Origin of the sequence: Ligilactobacillus pabuli (genome assembly GCF_022836475.1) — a bacterium.
Taxonomy (GTDB): Bacteria; Bacillota; Bacilli; order Lactobacillales; family Lactobacillaceae; genus Ligilactobacillus; species Ligilactobacillus pabuli.
In genome coordinates this window covers 1-17422 of sequence record NZ_BQXH01000002.1, presented here as the reverse complement: position 1 = coordinate 17422, position 17422 = coordinate 1, and the positions used below count along the sequence as shown (strand labels likewise).

Genomic DNA, 17422 nt, shown 5'->3' with positions numbered 1-17422 from the left:
AAAATATGGATGCTGATCCTGGACAGCAGTGGATCTTGTGGGTCATTGCTGGTGTGATGTTGGTGCTTAGTTTTTGGTTCGCCTTGTATGAAGAGGCATTGGAAACGACATCAGCTCAGGCACTAGAGCATGCGAGTGCAGATTTAACTGACAAAAGAAGGGAAAAGTTCGTCAACTTAGGACAAAAATTACCGCGGGAATATGAGCTCGCGCACTTTGCCCGGTGGACGACAAGTTTGTTGGGATTGATTTTTGCGGCAGCGGCCGGCTTATTGCGCTTGGACCAGAATTTAGCGGTCATTTGCGGTGGTGCGGTCGTTTTAGGCCTAGTTGTTAGTTTGTTGGTCGAACCGCTTTTAGTTAAATTACCATTACGGTTGGTGAGTGGTCATGCTGCTCAAAAGGTTGTTCATTCGTACGGTTATAAACACTGGGCGGTCGTGATCTTTTTACCACTGGTCTTTTTATCTAACTGGCTAAGTCAGTTATTTGGCAAGAGTGAAACGACGCCCGTGGCACCTAATCAGGCCATGTCTTGGCAAAATATTGTGGACCTGATCGAAGAAGGACGCAGTAAGGGCGAAATTGATAATGACGAATATGAAATGATCGAAGGAATCTTGTCGCTGCATGAAAAAATGGCGCGGGAAGTCATGGTGCCTCGGATCGATGCGTTTATGATCGATATTACTAATGATAATGACCGGAGTATCGATGATATTTTGCAGATGAACTATTCGCGGATCCCGGTTTATCATGAAGATAAAGACAAGGTGATCGGCGTGGTTCACATCAAGAACCTAGTTAAGGCTGCTCGGAAGTTCGGTTTTGAACATATTACGATCCGGCAAGTCATGAATGAACCATTCTTTGTGCCGGAAACGATCATGATCGACCAGTTGATCTATGAGATGAAGCGTAAGCAAAATCATATGGCCATTTTACTGGATGAGTATGGTGGAGTCGTGGGCTTAGTCACTCTGGAAGATCTGATTGAAGAGATCGTCGGGGAGATCGAAGACGAATCCGATGAACCAGATCGCATGCTGCGACAGGTTGGGCCAACTAAGTTTAGCGTTCAAGGCAAGATGGCTTTGGCTGATTTTAACGATGAATTTGGACAAACGATCTCGGTCCCAGATGTTGATACGATCGCGGGCTATATGATCACCCAATTGGGGTATATTCCAGATGAACCTGGAAAAGATCAAATCACCTTAGACGATGGTTCAAAATTGAAAGTGTCTGAGATGGACGGCGATCGTTTACTTAAACTAGAGATCGATGTCGCGCAAACGGCACTGGAATATCGGGTGCAACGGGAAAAATCCAAACGTAAAGCACAAGCGAAGTTAGAATTACATCGCGACCAAGAATAATTAGAGAGTAACGACTAGGACGGTTGGCTAGTTAAACTGCGAAACCGTCCTATTTTAATGAAGAGCACAGTGAGAATAAGGAATAGTGAGCAAAATGAATAAAAAAGAATTAGACAATGAAGTTGCCAAACGGCGCACATTTGCCATCATCTCACATCCGGATGCCGGGAAAACGACGATTACCGAACAGTTATTGCTGTTCGGTGGTGTTTTGCGGACAGCGGGTACGGTGAAAGCAAAAAAGACGGGGAATTTTGCCAAGTCTGACTGGATGGAAATTGAAAAGAAACGTGGGATCTCAGTGACCAGTTCTGTGATGCAGTTTGATTACGCTGGTAAACGGATCAATATCTTGGACACCCCAGGACATGAGGATTTTTCTGAAGATACTTACCGAACTTTGATGGCGGTGGATTCTGCGGTGATGATCATCGATGCCGCGAAAGGGATCGAACCCCAGACCAAAAAATTGTTCCAGATCTGTAAAATGCGGGGGATCCCGATTTTTACCTTTATGAACAAGTTGGACCGTGACAGTCGTGAACCATTAGATTTGATCAGTGAATTGGAAGAAGTTTTAGGAATCAATGCTTATGCTATGAACTGGCCAATTGGGATGGGAAAAGATCTGCGTGGTTTGTATGACATTTATAACAACCGGATCGAACTTTATCATTCAGAAGATAAGGGCCAAGATTTCTTACCGTTGGATGAAGACGGTAAGCTGGCGGTTGAAAATGAACTGATGGAAGATAGTATCTACCAACAGGTCTTGGATGAAGTCGAACTAGTTAAAGATGCCGGTAATGACTTTGACGAACAAAAAATCGCGAGTGGCGAGTTGACACCAGTCTTCTTTGGCTCAGCCTTAACTAATTTTGGGGTCAAAACTTTCTTGGATGCTTATCTGCAATTTGCACCAGCTCCAAGTGCCCATCAAACTGAAGCAGAAGAGACAATTGCACCTGATTCAGCTGATTTCTCTGGCTTTATCTTTAAGATCCAAGCTAACATGAATCCTAATCATCGTGACCGGATCGCCTTTGTGCGCATTTGTTCTGGCGAGTTTGAACGAGGGATGGACGTTAATTTGACCCGGACGGGCAAGTCAATGCGTTTGTCGAATTCGACGCAATTTATGGCGGACACCCGGGAAACAGTGGAAAATGCGGTTGCTGGCGATATTATTGGGCTGTATGATACTGGTAATTTCCAAATCGGGGATACGATCTACAGTGGCAAGCAAAGTTTGCAGTATCCAAAATTGCCGCAGTTTACCCCAGAATTATTTGTGCGTGTCACCGCTAAAAACGTGATGAAGCAAAAATCATTCCACAAGGGGATCCAACAGTTAGTGCAAGAAGGTGCGATCCAGTTGTATCAAAGCTACTCAACTGGTGACTATATCTTGGGTGCCGTTGGTCAACTGCAGTTTGAAGTCTTCCAGTTCCGGATGTTAAATGAATATCATTCTGAAGTTGTGATGACACCGCTTGGACATAAAATTGCCCGATGGATCGACCCAGAACAGCTAGATGAAAAGATGGCTAGTTCGCGGAATATGCTGGTTAAGGACTTGAAAGAACAACCACTATTCTTATTTGAAAATGATTTTGCGGAACGCTGGTTTGCCGGCAAGTATCCGGATGTCAAATTGTTCTCATTGCTATAATAGCTAAACTAAGCAGGCTGCGAAACACAGTCTGCTTTTTGAGTGGGATCAAAATGAGCTCGCATCAGTCTGGAGACATGTCTTAGCCGGTATAACCAGTCAAAAATAGCAGTGGACTAACCAAAAAGGCTAGTGCACTGCTATTTTGATGCATGTTTGAAATTAAGATATTCCGCTAAGATCCAACCGTGGTCAGCGACACAATACCACTGCATGCCACTGAGATTTTTTTGTGCAGTTAATTTAACGGCGGTACCGTCGGCTAAGGCATCCTGCTTTTTACCACAGGGAAGATCATATAAGGCCACTTTTTTGCCGGGAATAAAGTCGATCGTTGCTTTAGCGTGTAAAGTCACCGCATAACTTTCCGGAACCTGACTAGCACTTTTGGCTTGGGTTAAGTACTTTTGCCGGTCTAGCAACTTGGTTTGATCACTTTGTTTGACCCAAGTATTACCGCCTAAGCAGTACCAGACGTTATCATCCGTAGTCGTGACGGATTTGAAAACTTGCCAGAGGGTGTTTTTGGCTAGGGTCAGATGGAGCGTTTGACCATGCGGTGCACTGACGCAGGCGGTAAAATCGGTCACCTGTAACAGCCGTAAGGATTCGTCGACTTCACGCCATAACTTTTGGCGATAGAGATAAGTTACGATCTGCTGGCGTTCTAGAAAACGACCAGTCACCGGTCCACGAGCTTGTTGCAGCTGATAATTGACAAAACTGGGTGCGACTAACGAATAGGGCTCATTTAATTCGCCATGAATAAATTCTGGTTTGGTCAACAAACTGTGATCATCCAGGTCCTTGGCTAATAACCACACCGGTGCGGCTTTTTTTGCGGCATAGTGGATCTTGATCACACCATAGCGCTCAGTAAAAGTTGAGGTGTAACCAGCAATGTTTTTGACATAGTAGTTTCGGAATTGTTTGAGTTCCAAGTGAACTGGTTGGCCTTGATCACCATGCAAAATTTGCGGGTCAGTCATTGATTTTTGCTGGTCATCTAAGTACAAAACCAGAATTGTAGCTGAAATCGGACTAACGGTCCGGGAAACTTTGACTGGCATTGTTTGAGCAGTGTCAGTTGGCTCAGTCTGTGCTTGAGGTGATTGACCGGCTGGTTTGACAGAAGCCTCCTCGTTCAAAGCGGGCGTGAACTTAAGCGAAGTCAGCTCCTGGTCAGCGTCGGTCTGAGCAAGTGGGGTCAGTTGGCGTTCTGCAGAAAATTCCGCTTTTAAAACGCGCCAGCCACGTCGAATAATTTGTAGTGGTTCAAACCGTGCCAATTTGTTCACCTCTTTTTACTAGTAGTTTACTTCTGAATTAGTGCTGTTATAGTTCATTATAACGTACATTTTGTAGTTTTTAACAGTTGATTTTAATTTTTAGGTTAAAGGCGGCATTTTAAAAAAAGACAGCCTCAATGAGACTGTCTAAATTAAGTGTCCGTACTACTTGGCCAGGGCTGTGTGGAATCAGATAGCTTGCAAATTATTTGATTGCACTTTCAATTTCAATTACTTTACCAGCTTTTGAAATGACAGCTTGGTTTTGGTCAGTGCCAAGGATCGTGTCTAGAACAAAGTTCAATTCTTTATCCGTGATCTCACGTAGTTTATTGGAGATGACGATTTCATGGGCATCTTGTTTCTTTTTATGAACCACGACAGAATTGCCTAAGGTATAAACCTTAATAAAATGCACAGGAGAAACACGAAGTTCCTTACTAATTTCACGGGCATAACTGTTAGTGACATCGATTAAGTTCATCATGATCTGACCTCCAAACCTTCTTTTGCTTATATTATATATTAAAAATATCCAATCTAACAATAGATAATACTTGAAACTGGGTGATTTTTTCCAAAAAAGCACAGGTTCAAAATTGTAGCAGGGCACTAATTGATGCTGGGCGTTCATTCAGGCTCGACCCAGCAGGCCAATTAGTGTTTTGGAGCAATAAAAAAGCCCGCAAATTTCTCGTAAGTGAAATTTGCGGGCTAATAACTAAGGACTAGTTAATTACTTGTCAGTTGTTTTGTCAGTTTTGTCGTTGGCAGTTTCATCATCAGTAGTGATCTTGATGTTGCCATCTTCTAACTTAGCTAATAAGTGTTTGTTAGCAGGATTATCTAGATAGTAATCCGCGATCCGGTCTTCGAGTTGTTCTTGGATAACTCGACGTAAAGGACGAGCGCCCATCTTCGGATCATAACCCAAATCAACTAATTTGTCAGCAACTGGGCCAGTGACCCGCAAGCTGATTTCTTTAGCAGAAAGCATTTCATTGACATCATCTAACATTAAGTTGACAATATGGTGCAAGTTTTCTTTAGTTAAGGCGTTGAATTCAATGATCCCGTCAAAACGGTTTAAGAATTCAGGCTTAAAGTACTTAGTCAAACTAGCTAAGATGGAGTTGGTCTGACCGGATGCTTCAGCACCAAAACCAACGGAAGCAACAGAGTCGCCGCTTCCAGCGTTAGATGTCATGATAATGATCGTATCCTTAAAGGAAACCGTCCGACCTTGTGAGTCAGTCAAACGACCATCGTCTAAGATCTGCAAGAAAGTATGCAAAACATCTGGATGAGCTTTTTCAATTTCATCGAGCAAGATCAAGCTGTAAGGATGACGGCGAACTTGTTCGGTCAATTGTCCAGCTTCTTCATAGCCGACGTAGCCTGGAGGCGAACCAATCAACTTGGAGACTGAGAATTTCTCCATGTACTCACTCATGTCAAAGCGGATCATGGAATCTTCTGTCCCAAATAATTCACGCGCCAACTGCTTAGCCGTTTCGGTTTTACCGACACCGGTTGGTCCAACAAATAAGAAGGAACCAATTGGACGACCAGATTTGTTAAAGCCAACCCGGTTTCTGCGGATTGCACGGGCAACTTTATTGACGGCTTGGTCTTGACCAATGACGTGTTCTTCCAAGGAACCGGCTAAGTTCTTCAACTGTGCTTGCTCTTTAGCTTTAAGTTCGCCAACTGGAATGTTAGTCTTAGCTTCGACAATTTTTTCCATATCTTTGGCAGTAATCTCAGGCACATTTTCATCAGGGGAAGCATTATCTTTCATCTTCGTGAATTTCGTGACCTGATCACGGTAGTAAGCGGCTTTTTCATAGTCTTCATCTTTTAAGGCTGCTTGTTTGTCATCTTCAGCTTCCTTGATCTTTTGGTCCATGACTTCTGGATCCACGGTATGGATCGTTAAGTTCTTTTTCGAACCGGATTCATCCAGCAGGTCAATGGCTTTATCAGGCAAGAAACGATCCTGAATATAGCGCGCAGACAAGTTGGCCGCTGCAGCTAAAGCTTCTTGCGTGTAGTGCACATGGTGGTAAGCTTCATACTTAGTACTGATTCCTTGCAAGATCTTGACAGTTTCAGCTACTGAAGGTTCATTGACCTGGATCGGCTGCAAACGACGGGCAAGGGCAGCATCTTTTTCAATTGTCCGGTACTCATTTAACGTTGTCGCTCCGACCAATTGCAGTTCTCCACGGGCGAGGGCAGGCTTCAAAACGTTGCCGGCGTCCATGCCGCCTTCAGCATTCCCGGCACCAACAATTTCATGGATCTCATCAATAAAGAGGATCGTATTCTTCTCTTTTTTCAGTTCATCCATTAACTGTTTCATTCGTTCTTCGAATTGACCCCGGATCCCTGTACCTTGAACCAGTGAAACGACGTCTAAGCGGATCACCTTTTTATTTTGCAGTTTCTGCGGCACATCGTTATCCACGATTTTTTGGGCTAAGCCTTCAACAACAGCAGTTTTACCAACCCCGGCTTCACCAATTAAAACAGGATTATTTTTAGTCCGGCGGTTTAAGATCTCAACCACTCGTTCAATTTCTTTATCCCGACCGATGACAGGATCGATCCGACCATTTTTAGCTTCATTAGTTAAGTCTAAACCATATTGACCAAGGATCGTTTGATTACCGTTCCCTTGACCAGGGCCGCCAGCTGCTTGAGTCGGTGGAATTTGTCTTCCTTGCGGGTTGCGTGGTTGATTACCAGACATCGAGCGGAAAATATCATCCAAGTTACCAAAACCGAATGGGTCTTGCATGGAGCCGTTTGGACGGCCATTACGGTCAGCTTGATCTTTTAATTTTCGATAACAGCTTTGACAGAGGTCAAGCGAAGTTTGCCGACCATTAATATTCGTTGTCAAATGGATCGTTGCTGGATTCTGTTGACAATTTTGACATAGCATATATAATTCACGACCTTTCGTAAGTGTCGGTCAGTGAAGGTGAAATCTATTTGACCTTCTTTGACCTTTATGATTTCATTATACAAAGTTCTCTGAAAACTGCAAGCCATACGCTTCGAAAAAAATACTTTTTTCGTGTTATAATGACACGAGCACTTGAGAAAAGGGGGAAGAGCAAATGGCACAAGATTATTTGGCACTGTTAAAACAGCTGCGGGCTGGTGAAATTGATGAACTTAAAATTACGACCGCTGAGTTTTTAGACTTTCAGAAGGTTTTCATGGAATATTCCCACAGAAAAAAAGTCGTGGGCACGGCTTTGCGCGGCGGCGGTGCAGTTTATCACTATGAACACGGCAATGAGCATGAATAACCTCAGAGTAACTAGATAAAAGCTTATCTATTTAATTAGAAGTGTGTTGTGCAAAATGATTTTCTTACAAAGAAATTTCATTTTCGCTAAACAAGTGGTCAAGAAGTTGTCAGACTAGTTCGCAGCGATTTTCAGTCGGTGGAAAAAGCGCGATTTAAAACGTTTTCTAACCCTTTGAGCAGTAAAACAAACTTGTTTTATCACATGATACATGGTATTATTTTTTTAACGAGTTTCACTATGAAAGTGCGAGCTTGGGACGTTTGAAATGTAAACGTGTTCGACAAAATTGCTGATTTTTTTCATAGGCTAAACTCAATAATTTTTTTATTTAAAGGAGAATGGTTTAAAATGGAAAAGAAAGACTTTCACGTAATTGCAGAAACAGGTATCCACGCACGTCCCGCTACTTTGTTGGTTCAAGCAGCAAGCAAGTTTAACGCTGATATTACATTGGCTTACAATGACAAGTCAGTTAACTTGAAATCTATCATGGGCGTAATGTCATTGGGTGTTGGCCAAGGTGCTGATGTAACGATCACAGCCGAAGGTGCTGACGAAGCAGATGCAATCGCAGCTGTTGCTGAAACAATGAAAAAGGAAGGACTTGCTGAATAATGACGAAAATGTTGAAAGGGATCGCAGCCAGTGATGGTATTGCCGCAGCTAAAGCTTATATGCTTGTGCAACCCGATTTATCATTTTCCGAGACAGCAATCGATGACCCAGAAGCTGAAATCAGCAGATTAAATGCTGCCGTTGACGCTTCTAAGAAAGATCTTGAGGTCATCAAAGCTAAAGCTGCAGAAAATTTGGGTGAAGAAGAAGCACAAGTTTTCGAGGCACATTTAACCATTCTTTCTGATCCAGAAATGCTGGGTCAGATCAGTGATAAGATCAAGAATGATAAAGTTAATGCAGAAGCAGCGGTTAAAAGTGTCACCGATATGTTTATTGGTATGTTTGAAGCCATGACAGACAATGCCTACATGCAAGAGCGTGCAGGGGATGTCCGCGATGTGACGAAACGTTTGTTAAGCCACTTGTTAGGGGTTACCCTGCCAAGTCCTGCTTTAATTGACGAAGAAGTTGTGATCGTAGCGCATGACTTAACACCATCTGATACGGCGCAATTAGACCGTCGTTATGTCAAAGGCTTTATCACTGACATTGGTGGCCGGACCTCTCATTCAGCCATTATGTCACGGACGTTGGAAATTCCTGCCATTGTTGGTTCAGGCAATGCCACGGCTGAGATCAAAGCTGATCAAACAGTTATTATCGATGGTATCAACGGTGATGCATTGGTTGATCCAAGCGAAGCTGAACTGAAAGAATATCAACAAAAAGCAACTGACTTTGCTGCACAAAAGGCAGAATGGGCTCGTTTGAAAAATGAACAGTCTGTGACAGCTGACGGCAAACAAGTTACTTTAGGTGCAAATATTGGAACACCAAAAGACGTTGAAGCAGCCAATGATAATGGCGCTGAAGCTGTTGGTTTGTTCAGATCTGAATTCTTGTACATGGATGCTTCCGAATTGCCATCTGAAGATGACCAGTTCGAAGCTTACAAACAAGCAGTTGAAGGGATGAACGGCAAACAGGTCGTAGTACGGACCATGGATATTGGTGGAGATAAGGAATTACCTTACTTGCCACTACCAGAAGAACAAAATCCATTCTTGGGTTACCGGGCAATTCGGATCTCCTTAGATCGTCAAGATATTTTCCGGACTCAATTACGGGCATTGTTGCGGGCCTCTGCTTACGGACGTTTAGCAATCATGTTCCCAATGATCGCAACAGTTAAAGAATTTAAAGCAGCTAAGGCTGTTTTTGAAGAAGAAAAAGCTAAGTTAGTGGCTGACGGCGTTCAGGTTTCTGATGAAATCGAAGTCGGGATGATGATGGAGATCCCAGCTGCTGCCATGATCGCTGATAAATTAGCGAAATACGCTGACTTCTTTAGTATCGGTACTAACGATCTGATCCAGTACTCAATGGCTGCAGACCGGGGTAACGAACGAGTTTCATACTTGTATCAACCATACAACCCATCATTGTTGCGTTTGATCAAGAATATCATTGATTCTTCCCACAAGGAAGGCAAATGGACTGGCATGTGCGGGGAAATGGCCGGCGATCAAATCGCTGTTCCATTACTAGCCGGCTTAGGCCTAGATGAATTTTCAATGAGTGCTACTTCAATCTTGAAGACACGGAGCTTATTGAAGAAACTCGATACAACTAAGATGAAGGAATTAGCTGATAAAGCTGTCACTGATTGTGAAACAACTGAAGAAGTTGTTGAATTAGTTCATCAGTATATTGACTAATGACTGAAGCTTAAAAATTAAAGGTTCAAGTTTCTTGCTTTGGCAGGAAGCTTGAACCTTTTTTGTCAGCCTGTCTGAGAAAATAAAGCGAGACTATCAGGGTAAAAATGACTGTAGGGACGGGTTTAAAATGTTTTGATGCTCGTTTGTTTCCTGGGCCTTTGTTTGACAAGTTGGGTTTAGCTTGTATAATCAACTTTGTCGTTTTATATGACGAATTGTTTAAGAAATAATTCGTTTGTCAGCCAGAGAGTTGCTTATAACAATTGAAACCAATATAATTAAACATGATTATTATTCAGACTAAGGGGGATCACCGTGAATATTGGGATATTTACAGATACATATTATCCGCAGGTCAGTGGAGTGGCGACATCGATCAAAACACTGCGCGAACAATTAGAGAGCCGTGGTCATAATGTGTACATTTTTACCACCACGGACCCTAAGGTAGATAAAAATGTATTTGAACGGAACATCTTTCGTTTTACTAGTGTTCCTTTTGTCTCTTTTACCGATCGTAGGATCGCAGTTCGAGGACTGTTTCAGGCCTATGAGATCGCCAAAGAGTTAAATTTAGATATTGTCCACACACAAACTGAATTTTCGATGGGCTTGATCGGCAAGTTTGTCGCTAAAAATTTGAAAATTCCGTGTGTGCACACTTACCATACAATGTATGAAGATTATTTACACTATGTGATGAAAGGCAAGGTTTTACGACCAGCGCATGTTAAACAATTAAGTAAGACTTTTTGTGAACACATGACGGGGATTATTGCGCCTAGTGTGCGAGTTTTGGAAACCTTGACTTCTTATGGGGTTAAAGAACCGATCACAGTCATTCCAACTGGGGTCGATATCACTAAATTTTCTGCAGTTAAATCGGAGAATTTGCGCGAGAAATATCAAATTGCTCCTGAAACACCGTTGTTACTGACGGTCAGTCGGGTCGCTTTTGAAAAAGACATTGACCGCTTGATCAATGCCTTTCCCGAGATTCAAAAACGAGTCCCAGGGGTACGGTTGATGATTTGTGGTGATGGTCCGGCCAAGGCACAGTTAGAGGAACAAGTCGCTGCGATGGAGCTGACTGACCAGGTTATTTTTACGGGTGAGATCGATCACGATGAAGTTCCAGCCTATTACCAGATGGCAGACCTATTTGTCTCGACTTCTATCTCGGAATCTCAGGGTTTGACCTTTATCGAAGCTTTAGCAGCTGGGTTAAAGGTTGTGGCAGCCAGCGGTCCATATACGGATGAGTTGCTCGATGATTTGAACGTTGGTGCGACTTTTGAGACCCCGGTTCAATTTGTGGAACAAACCGTTGAATATCTCTTACACCCGCAAAAGTATGCAGATAACGTAGTGCGAGAGAAAAAAGTCGCTAGTATTTCAGCCGATAATTTCGGCGAAGCAGTGTTGGAATTCTATCAGGACTGTTGTGCAGGTGCCCCCGCAGTGGATGCCGATCAGTCACGAGAACGAATTTAGCGTCAACTAGGAGCGTGAAAGATGTTAACTATACGAATGTATTCCTCGGCGGGTAAGGTGGCTGGCCAGGGGGTCGGCAGTGCTTATTCCGAATTAATAGCTTTACTAGAAAAACATTATCCGACTGAATTGAATTTGATCGTGAACCGTTTTGGCAGCGCAGATATTAGTCATTATCATACGATCGACCCACAGTTTTATTTGTCGACTTTCTCGAAACGGGTGGGGCGTAAGATTGGCTATGTCCATTTTTTGCCGGAAACGATGGCAGGCAGTTTACAGTTACCTGGCGGGTTGATGAAAATCTTTAATGCTTATATGATCTCGTTTTATAAAAGAATGGATCAGCTAGTGGTGGTGAATCCATCGTTTGGCGCCAAATTGACTGCTTTGGGGATCCCTGCCGAAAAGATTACCTATATTCCGAATTTCGTCTCAAAAAAGGAGTTTTACCCGCTGAAGGCCAGCCAAAAGGCACAGCTGCGCCAGAAGCATGGCATAGCTGCAAATAAGTTCACGGTGATCGGGGTCGGACAAGTTCAGGCTCGTAAAGGTCTGTTTGACTTTATCAAACTCGCCCACCAATTACCAGAATGCCAGTTTATCTGGGTCGGCGGTTTTTCATTTGGTAAAATGACTGATGGTTATGAAGAATTGAAAAAGGTAGTCGATGATCCGCCCGCTAATTTACTGTTTCCGGGGATCGTGGATCGCAAACAGATGAATGAATATTATAATTTGGCAGATTTGTTCTTACTGCCGTCCTATAATGAGTTATTCCCAATGAGCGTCTTAGAGGCTTTTAGTTGTGAAGTGCCTGTTTTATTGCGTGATTTAGATTTATACCACTCAATTATTTCTGGTTATTATGAACCAGCAGCTGATGTGGAAGAAATGCGCCAAAAGATTAGTGAATTACAAACTGACGCAGTTGCGTTAAGTCATTTGCAAACGAAAGCAGCGGCGGCAGCAGCTTATTACAATGAGGATCGCTTAGCACAGGTGTGGCATGATTTTTACACCGAACAAGCAAAGTTGGGTCGAAGATGAATTGGAAAAATAAATTAAGCTTAGCGGTCGTGATGGTCGTGGGAGTTGGGATCTTTATCTATTCAATGAAAGATGTCTCCCTTTCAGTGGTTCAAGCTGAAATTGGCGACTTGCAGTGGCCCTGGTTACTGGGTGCAATCGGCTGTATGTTGATCTCATTATTGTTTGAGGGTCTGATTGTTTATCGCTTATTGCAAAAGCAGTATCCATCTTACCGTTTTAGAGATGCGTTACGAGTCCCGCTGTTAGAACAGTTATTCAATGGGATCACTCCTTTCCAAAGCGGCGGTCAACCCGCACAATTGTATGCCTTGCTGCAGTCGGGAATTGATGCCGGGCGGGGCACTTCTAAAATGTTGATGAAATTTATTGTTTATCAGTCCATGATCGTGGTTTGTTTTGTGATCAGTTTGATTGGACAATTTCATTATCTGGCAACCAAGTTGCATGCTTTATCAGCTTTAGTGATTTTTGGCTTTTTGATTCATTTTTTTGTGATCACGGCCTTATTAATGGTAATGTACTGGCACTCCTTCACTAAAAAACTAGTTATTGCGTGCTTACAGCCGATTAAATGGTGGGGAAAACCAGCAACTTATGAGCGTTACCGGCAATACGCTGCTGAAAAAATTGACAATTTTTATCAGGAGAGTTTAAGTCTAGGCAGCGATGGGCGAACTTTATTTCAAGTGAGTTTATTGACGTTAGGACAACTATTTTTCTATTATGTGATCCCATACTTTATCTTGCAAGCTCTGCAAGTTAAACAAATTGACGTTTTAATGGTCGTGGGGATGCATATTTTGATCGTGATGATCATTTCACTCTTTCCGCTGCCAGGCGGCTTGGGTGGGGCTGAATTTAGCTTTTCAGTAATCTTTTCGACCTTCTTGACCCAAAACAGCAAGGTCGTCTTAGCGATGATCCTGTGGCGTTTGATCACTTATTATTTGGGGATGCTGTTAGGGATGGCGGCGTTAGCGGTCAAACCACGGCGAGTCACTGAATGAGTGTTGAACAAGAAACTTAAGCTTTAGTCGAAACAGACTGAGGCTTTTTTTTGTGAAGTGAATTATGGAAAAAAGATTTCTTTCCGTTCAGACTCACGATTACGAGGAACAAGACATTAATTTCTGGATTGTGTTAGTGCAGACTTTTTTCTAATTTGTCAGCCAAAAAGGGTGATTAAGCGTCAGAGTTGTTAAATATCGGTAAAAGATAGCAGAAAAAACGATGAATTTAATATTTTGAATTTTATTTTGTCCCAAAAAATGTTATTATCAGTTTTGTATGTAAAAGAATTATCTAGATTCTAAAATCAGTTGAAACTTAGCCTGAGCTAAAGTTTCTGATAAAGTAGAAAAGGAGTTTGTCATGGAAAATTCACAATTAGTTGCGATCATTTCCCGCTTGGACGCGATGATCAAGAGTGCCGATGAAGAAGTTGTTTCAAGACGTTTTGAAAAAGAAGGGGAAGAACGCGGGTTAGTTACATATGATCCGAAGTTAAACGCCTTTGAACTTGAAGAAATTAGTACTAAACAAAAATTTCAATTCGACAATATTGATCTAGCTGCAATGGAAATTTATGACCTGCTGGATTATTGATTATTAAGTTAAGCTGAAGATATCTTATTTTCAGTTTTTCTTTTTTTATTAATCCTTTATACTTGTCAGCAGGCAAGTTTTTAAAATGGAGGAAATCGTACAATGAGTTCGTTTGTTAAAAAATTAAGGCAAGTTGTTAGTTCTAGAGCAGGTTTTTTCTGGCTAGTGTTCTTTTTATTCTGGCTAAAAACCTACCTGGCTTATCAAAACAACTTTACCTTAGGTGTTAATAACGGGGTCCAACAGTTCTTATTACTGCTAAATCCTGTGCCAAGCGGTTTATTGTTAGTAGGATTAGGCTTGTATTTTGGTGGGCGGAAATCTTACTGGATCGAGCTGGTCGTTAGTTTGATCCAATCGGCCTGGTTATTCGCTAACACTTTGTATTATCGAGAATTTTCAGATTTTCTATCGTTCGGGATCATTAAATCATCGAGTTCTGTTTCCAATAATCTAGGACTTAGTATTTTAGAAATTATTCATCCCACGGACTTTCTGTTATTCTTGGACGTTTTTGTATTAATTTTGTTAGTCTCCTTTAAGGTGATCCAACCTGACATGTCTAAGCCTAAAAGACGGTATGCAGTTGTTGGTTCTGTCATGGCATTAATTTTATTCGGATTAAACTTGAGTATGGCAGAAGGCGACCGCTCACAGCTGTTAACTAGAACGTTTGATAATAATTATATTGTGAAGTACCTCGGTGTTGATTTCTTTGCCGGCTATTCAGCTTATCAAACGCACCAGCAAACTGCGACCCGTAAAAACGCAACTAGCAGCGATATTGATCGTGCACTAGATTTTGTTAATAAAAACCGGTCGCAACCTAATATTTCGTATTATGGTAAAGAAAAGGGCAAGAATGTCTTTATCTTGCATTTGGAAAGTTTCCAGCAATTTTTGATCGATTACAAATCTGATGGTCAAGAAGTCACCCCGAATATTAACCGTTTTTATCATGACCAACATACCTTGGCTTTTGATAACTTCTTTAACCAAGTTGGTCAGGGGAAAACCTCTGATGCTGAAACAATGTTGGAGACTTCGTTATATGGTTTACCATCAGGTTCCAGTATGACGGCTTACGGATCATCGAACACTTATCAAGCTTTACCGGCATTCCTGGATCAACAAGGCTATGCTACAGCTTCGATGCACGGAGATGTGGGTAGTTTCTGGAATCGGGATAATACCTATAAGTCATGGGGCTACCAATATTTCTTTGATTCGTCATATTACAAAGAAAAGGCCAACTATAGTGTCGGCTATGGTTTAAAAGATAAGATCTTCTTGAAACAGTCAGTTAAATACCTGGAACAATTGCCGCAGCCGTTTTACGCTAAGGTGATCACGGTGACTAACCATTATCCATATGATTTGGACAAGGATAACCAATCAATTCCTAAAACTAAGACGGGTGACAAGACAGTCGATGGATACGTTCAAACTGCGCGTTATCTGGATGAAGCGTTTGGTGAGTTTATGAATTATCTGAAGAAGTCTGGTTTATATGATAATTCAGTCATCGTTGCTTATGGTGATCATTATGGTATCTCAAATAATCATCCCAAGGCGTTAGCTAAATTACTGGATAAGAAGTCAGTGACTAGTTATGACCTAGCTATGTTGCAGAAGGTACCTTTTATGGTTCATTCTAACAATTTAGCGGGTGGGATCGATCATACCTATGGTGGTGAAATTGATGTCATGCCGACATTGATGGATCTGTTAGGGATTAAAAATGATGATACGATCCAGTTGGGGAATGATTTGTTGTCAACGACTCGGAATCAAACCGTTGCCTTTAGAAATGGTGATTTTGTTTCACCTGATTTAAGTAAAATTGGTTCGAAGGTTTATGATAACCAGGGGAACCGAGTTAATACTAAGAATCTAACTGTTGAACAAAAGCAAATTTTGAAAGAACAACAGGAACGGACTGACAAGGCGCTGTCATTATCTGATAAGATCGTAACAGGAGATCTCTTACGCTTCTATACTCCACAGAATTTTAAGAAAGTTGATAAGTCCCAGTATAAGTATAAGTACTCTGACGGGATCAAAGCTCTTAAAAAGGCACGGAAAGAAAAGAAGACTAGTTTGATCGATCAACGCGATGGTAAATCAACTCAAGATCTCTATGAAACAAATGCACCGGAATTAAAAGAAGATAACAAGGACGACGAATAAAAATTCGCTAGGGCCTCTCACGAATTAGGTGGGGGGTCTTTTTTTATGATGTATGAATCTAGAACGGGGAGTTAGTTAAAGGGGGGAAGAGGAGAGACCTGGGCTCATATAGAAGCTTAATCGAATAACAAGACAAGTACTAGGAGATTGGAAAAGGGAGGCCAGCGAGCTTGCTGGTTTGCAAAGAATAGGAGATTTGAATGCGAGTTTGATAGTTCTTGTTACATTAACAAGTATAGGGCGCTTGAATTGATTTAGTAGTATAAGTGCGGTAATGGACGGATTAAGCAAAATAAGGGAGTGTTTGTTGAATAGAAGCTAAATCAGCAATGACCGTGATTTTTTTAATTTTAGGAGAAAAGAATGCAGCTAAACAGAATGAAGTTGTTTAGAAGACGTGAGATTTTTTGCATGCATAGAATTAAAGCGATGGTTAGCTGATCAGCGAAATATTTGAGGCGAAAAGTTAACGACGGTTGGATTGAACTAAATAGAAAAACAGGTTTTACAACAAAATGGGTGAATCAGTTATTGATATGTTAATTTTTATTGAATCGAATTTGTGAATCACGGCTTATAAATACGAATGATTATTTTAAAAATGGTAAAAATTAATACTAAAATACAAACTTTTATTTAGGCTGATTCGTTTTTATTCATATATATAAATTTAAATGAAGAATTCAAAAAAAGTTGTTGACGACTTTCGAAAATGTTGCTATGATAGTATTTGTCGCTGAGGTGGTGACACAGAGCAAAAAAGTTAATTCAAATTTGTTCTTGACATCATCCGGATCGATGTTATATAATAATTGAGTTGTCACTTTTGCTTCACAATGATTATTGATTTTTAATTATTTTAGCAAAATGATTTCAATGCTTTCAAAATAAAAATTAAATATTTTCTTGACAAGAAATTCTCGTCATTATATAATAATTTCTGTTGTGAATAAGCAATTCTCAAGTAGATCTTTGAAAACTGAACAAAGTTTCGACAAATCAAATGTGTGAGGTCACTGATCTTATGATCAGTGCAAAAAAACATTTGCGAAGTCAATTTCGCTAGTAAAATTTA

The 17422-nt window shown here is 41.4% G+C and carries 13 protein-coding genes; 10 read left to right on the top strand and 3 right to left on the bottom strand.

The features are described from left to right. Window positions 1–5 precede the first annotated feature (5 nt). Together LPAF129_RS01100 and LPAF129_RS01095 are read left to right on the top strand one after the other, a co-directional pair. Window positions 6–1379: a hemolysin family protein gene (locus LPAF129_RS01100; RefSeq protein WP_244054176.1), complete on the top strand. Its 1374-nt coding sequence runs from the start codon at window positions 6–8 to the stop codon at window positions 1377–1379. A gap of 94 nt (window positions 1380–1473) precedes the next feature. Then, window positions 1474–3051 carry a peptide chain release factor 3 gene (locus tag LPAF129_RS01095; RefSeq protein ID WP_244054174.1) on the top strand — a complete coding sequence of 526 codons (1578 nt, stop codon included), beginning with the start codon at window positions 1474–1476 and terminating at the stop codon, window positions 3049–3051. Window positions 3052–3191: 140 nt separating this feature from the next. Here LPAF129_RS01095 and LPAF129_RS01090 read toward each other — a convergent pair whose 3' ends face one another. From LPAF129_RS01090 to LPAF129_RS01080, 3 genes are all read right to left on the bottom strand, one after another. Then, complete coding sequence (locus tag LPAF129_RS01090) at window positions 3192–4340, bottom strand: MucBP domain-containing protein (RefSeq protein ID WP_244054173.1); 1149 nt, start codon at window positions 4338–4340, stop codon at window positions 3192–3194. A 205-nt stretch (window positions 4341–4545) separates the two neighbouring features. Further along, entirely contained in the window at window positions 4546–4827 is a 282-nt protein-coding gene (locus LPAF129_RS01085; RefSeq protein ID WP_373875021.1) for a DUF1827 family protein, read from the bottom strand. A 249-nt stretch (window positions 4828–5076) separates the two neighbouring features. Then, complete coding sequence (locus tag LPAF129_RS01080; RefSeq protein WP_244054171.1) at window positions 5077–7290, bottom strand: ATP-dependent Clp protease ATP-binding subunit; 2214 nt, start codon at window positions 7288–7290, stop codon at window positions 5077–5079. Window positions 7291–7468: 178 nt separating this feature from the next. On the opposite strand from LPAF129_RS01080, the gene ykzS reads away from it, so the two are divergent. The 8 genes from ykzS to LPAF129_RS01040 all read left to right on the top strand — a co-directional run bounded on the left by ykzS (window position 7469) and on the right by LPAF129_RS01040 (window position 16347). Further along, entirely contained in the window at window positions 7469–7663 is a 195-nt protein-coding gene (gene ykzS / locus LPAF129_RS01075; protein ID WP_244054169.1) for a protein YkzS, read from the top strand. 351 nt (window positions 7664–8014) lie between these two features. After that, a complete protein-coding gene (locus LPAF129_RS01070) occupies window positions 8015–8281 on the top strand; it encodes a phosphocarrier protein HPr (protein ID WP_244054168.1) in 267 nt (88 codons plus the stop codon). Beyond that, window positions 8281–10002, top strand: coding sequence for a phosphoenolpyruvate--protein phosphotransferase (gene ptsP, locus LPAF129_RS01065; RefSeq protein ID WP_244054166.1), 1722 nt, complete (start codon window positions 8281–8283; stop codon window positions 10000–10002). The genes LPAF129_RS01070 and ptsP overlap by 1 nt, the downstream gene beginning before the upstream one ends. A 318-nt stretch (window positions 10003–10320) precedes the next feature. Continuing rightward, entirely contained in the window at window positions 10321–11499 is a 1179-nt protein-coding gene (locus LPAF129_RS01060; protein WP_244054164.1) for a glycosyltransferase family 4 protein, read from the top strand. Window positions 11500–11520: 21 nt separating this feature from the next. Continuing rightward, a complete protein-coding gene (locus tag LPAF129_RS01055) occupies window positions 11521–12549 on the top strand; it encodes a glycosyltransferase family 4 protein (protein ID WP_244054162.1) in 1029 nt (342 codons plus the stop codon). After that, a complete protein-coding gene (locus LPAF129_RS01050) occupies window positions 12546–13559 on the top strand; it encodes a lysylphosphatidylglycerol synthase transmembrane domain-containing protein (RefSeq protein WP_244054161.1) in 1014 nt (337 codons plus the stop codon). Before LPAF129_RS01055 ends, LPAF129_RS01050 begins: the two co-directional genes overlap by 4 nt. Window positions 13560–13923: 364 nt before the next feature. Beyond that, window positions 13924–14157, top strand: coding sequence for a YkuJ family protein (locus tag LPAF129_RS01045; RefSeq protein ID WP_244054159.1), 234 nt, complete (start codon window positions 13924–13926; stop codon window positions 14155–14157). Window positions 14158–14259: 102 nt separating this feature from the next. After that, window positions 14260–16347 (top strand): LTA synthase family protein, encoded by a 2088-nt coding sequence (locus LPAF129_RS01040; RefSeq protein WP_244054157.1) that lies wholly within the window; start codon window positions 14260–14262, stop codon window positions 16345–16347. Window positions 16348–17422 lie beyond the last annotated feature (1075 nt).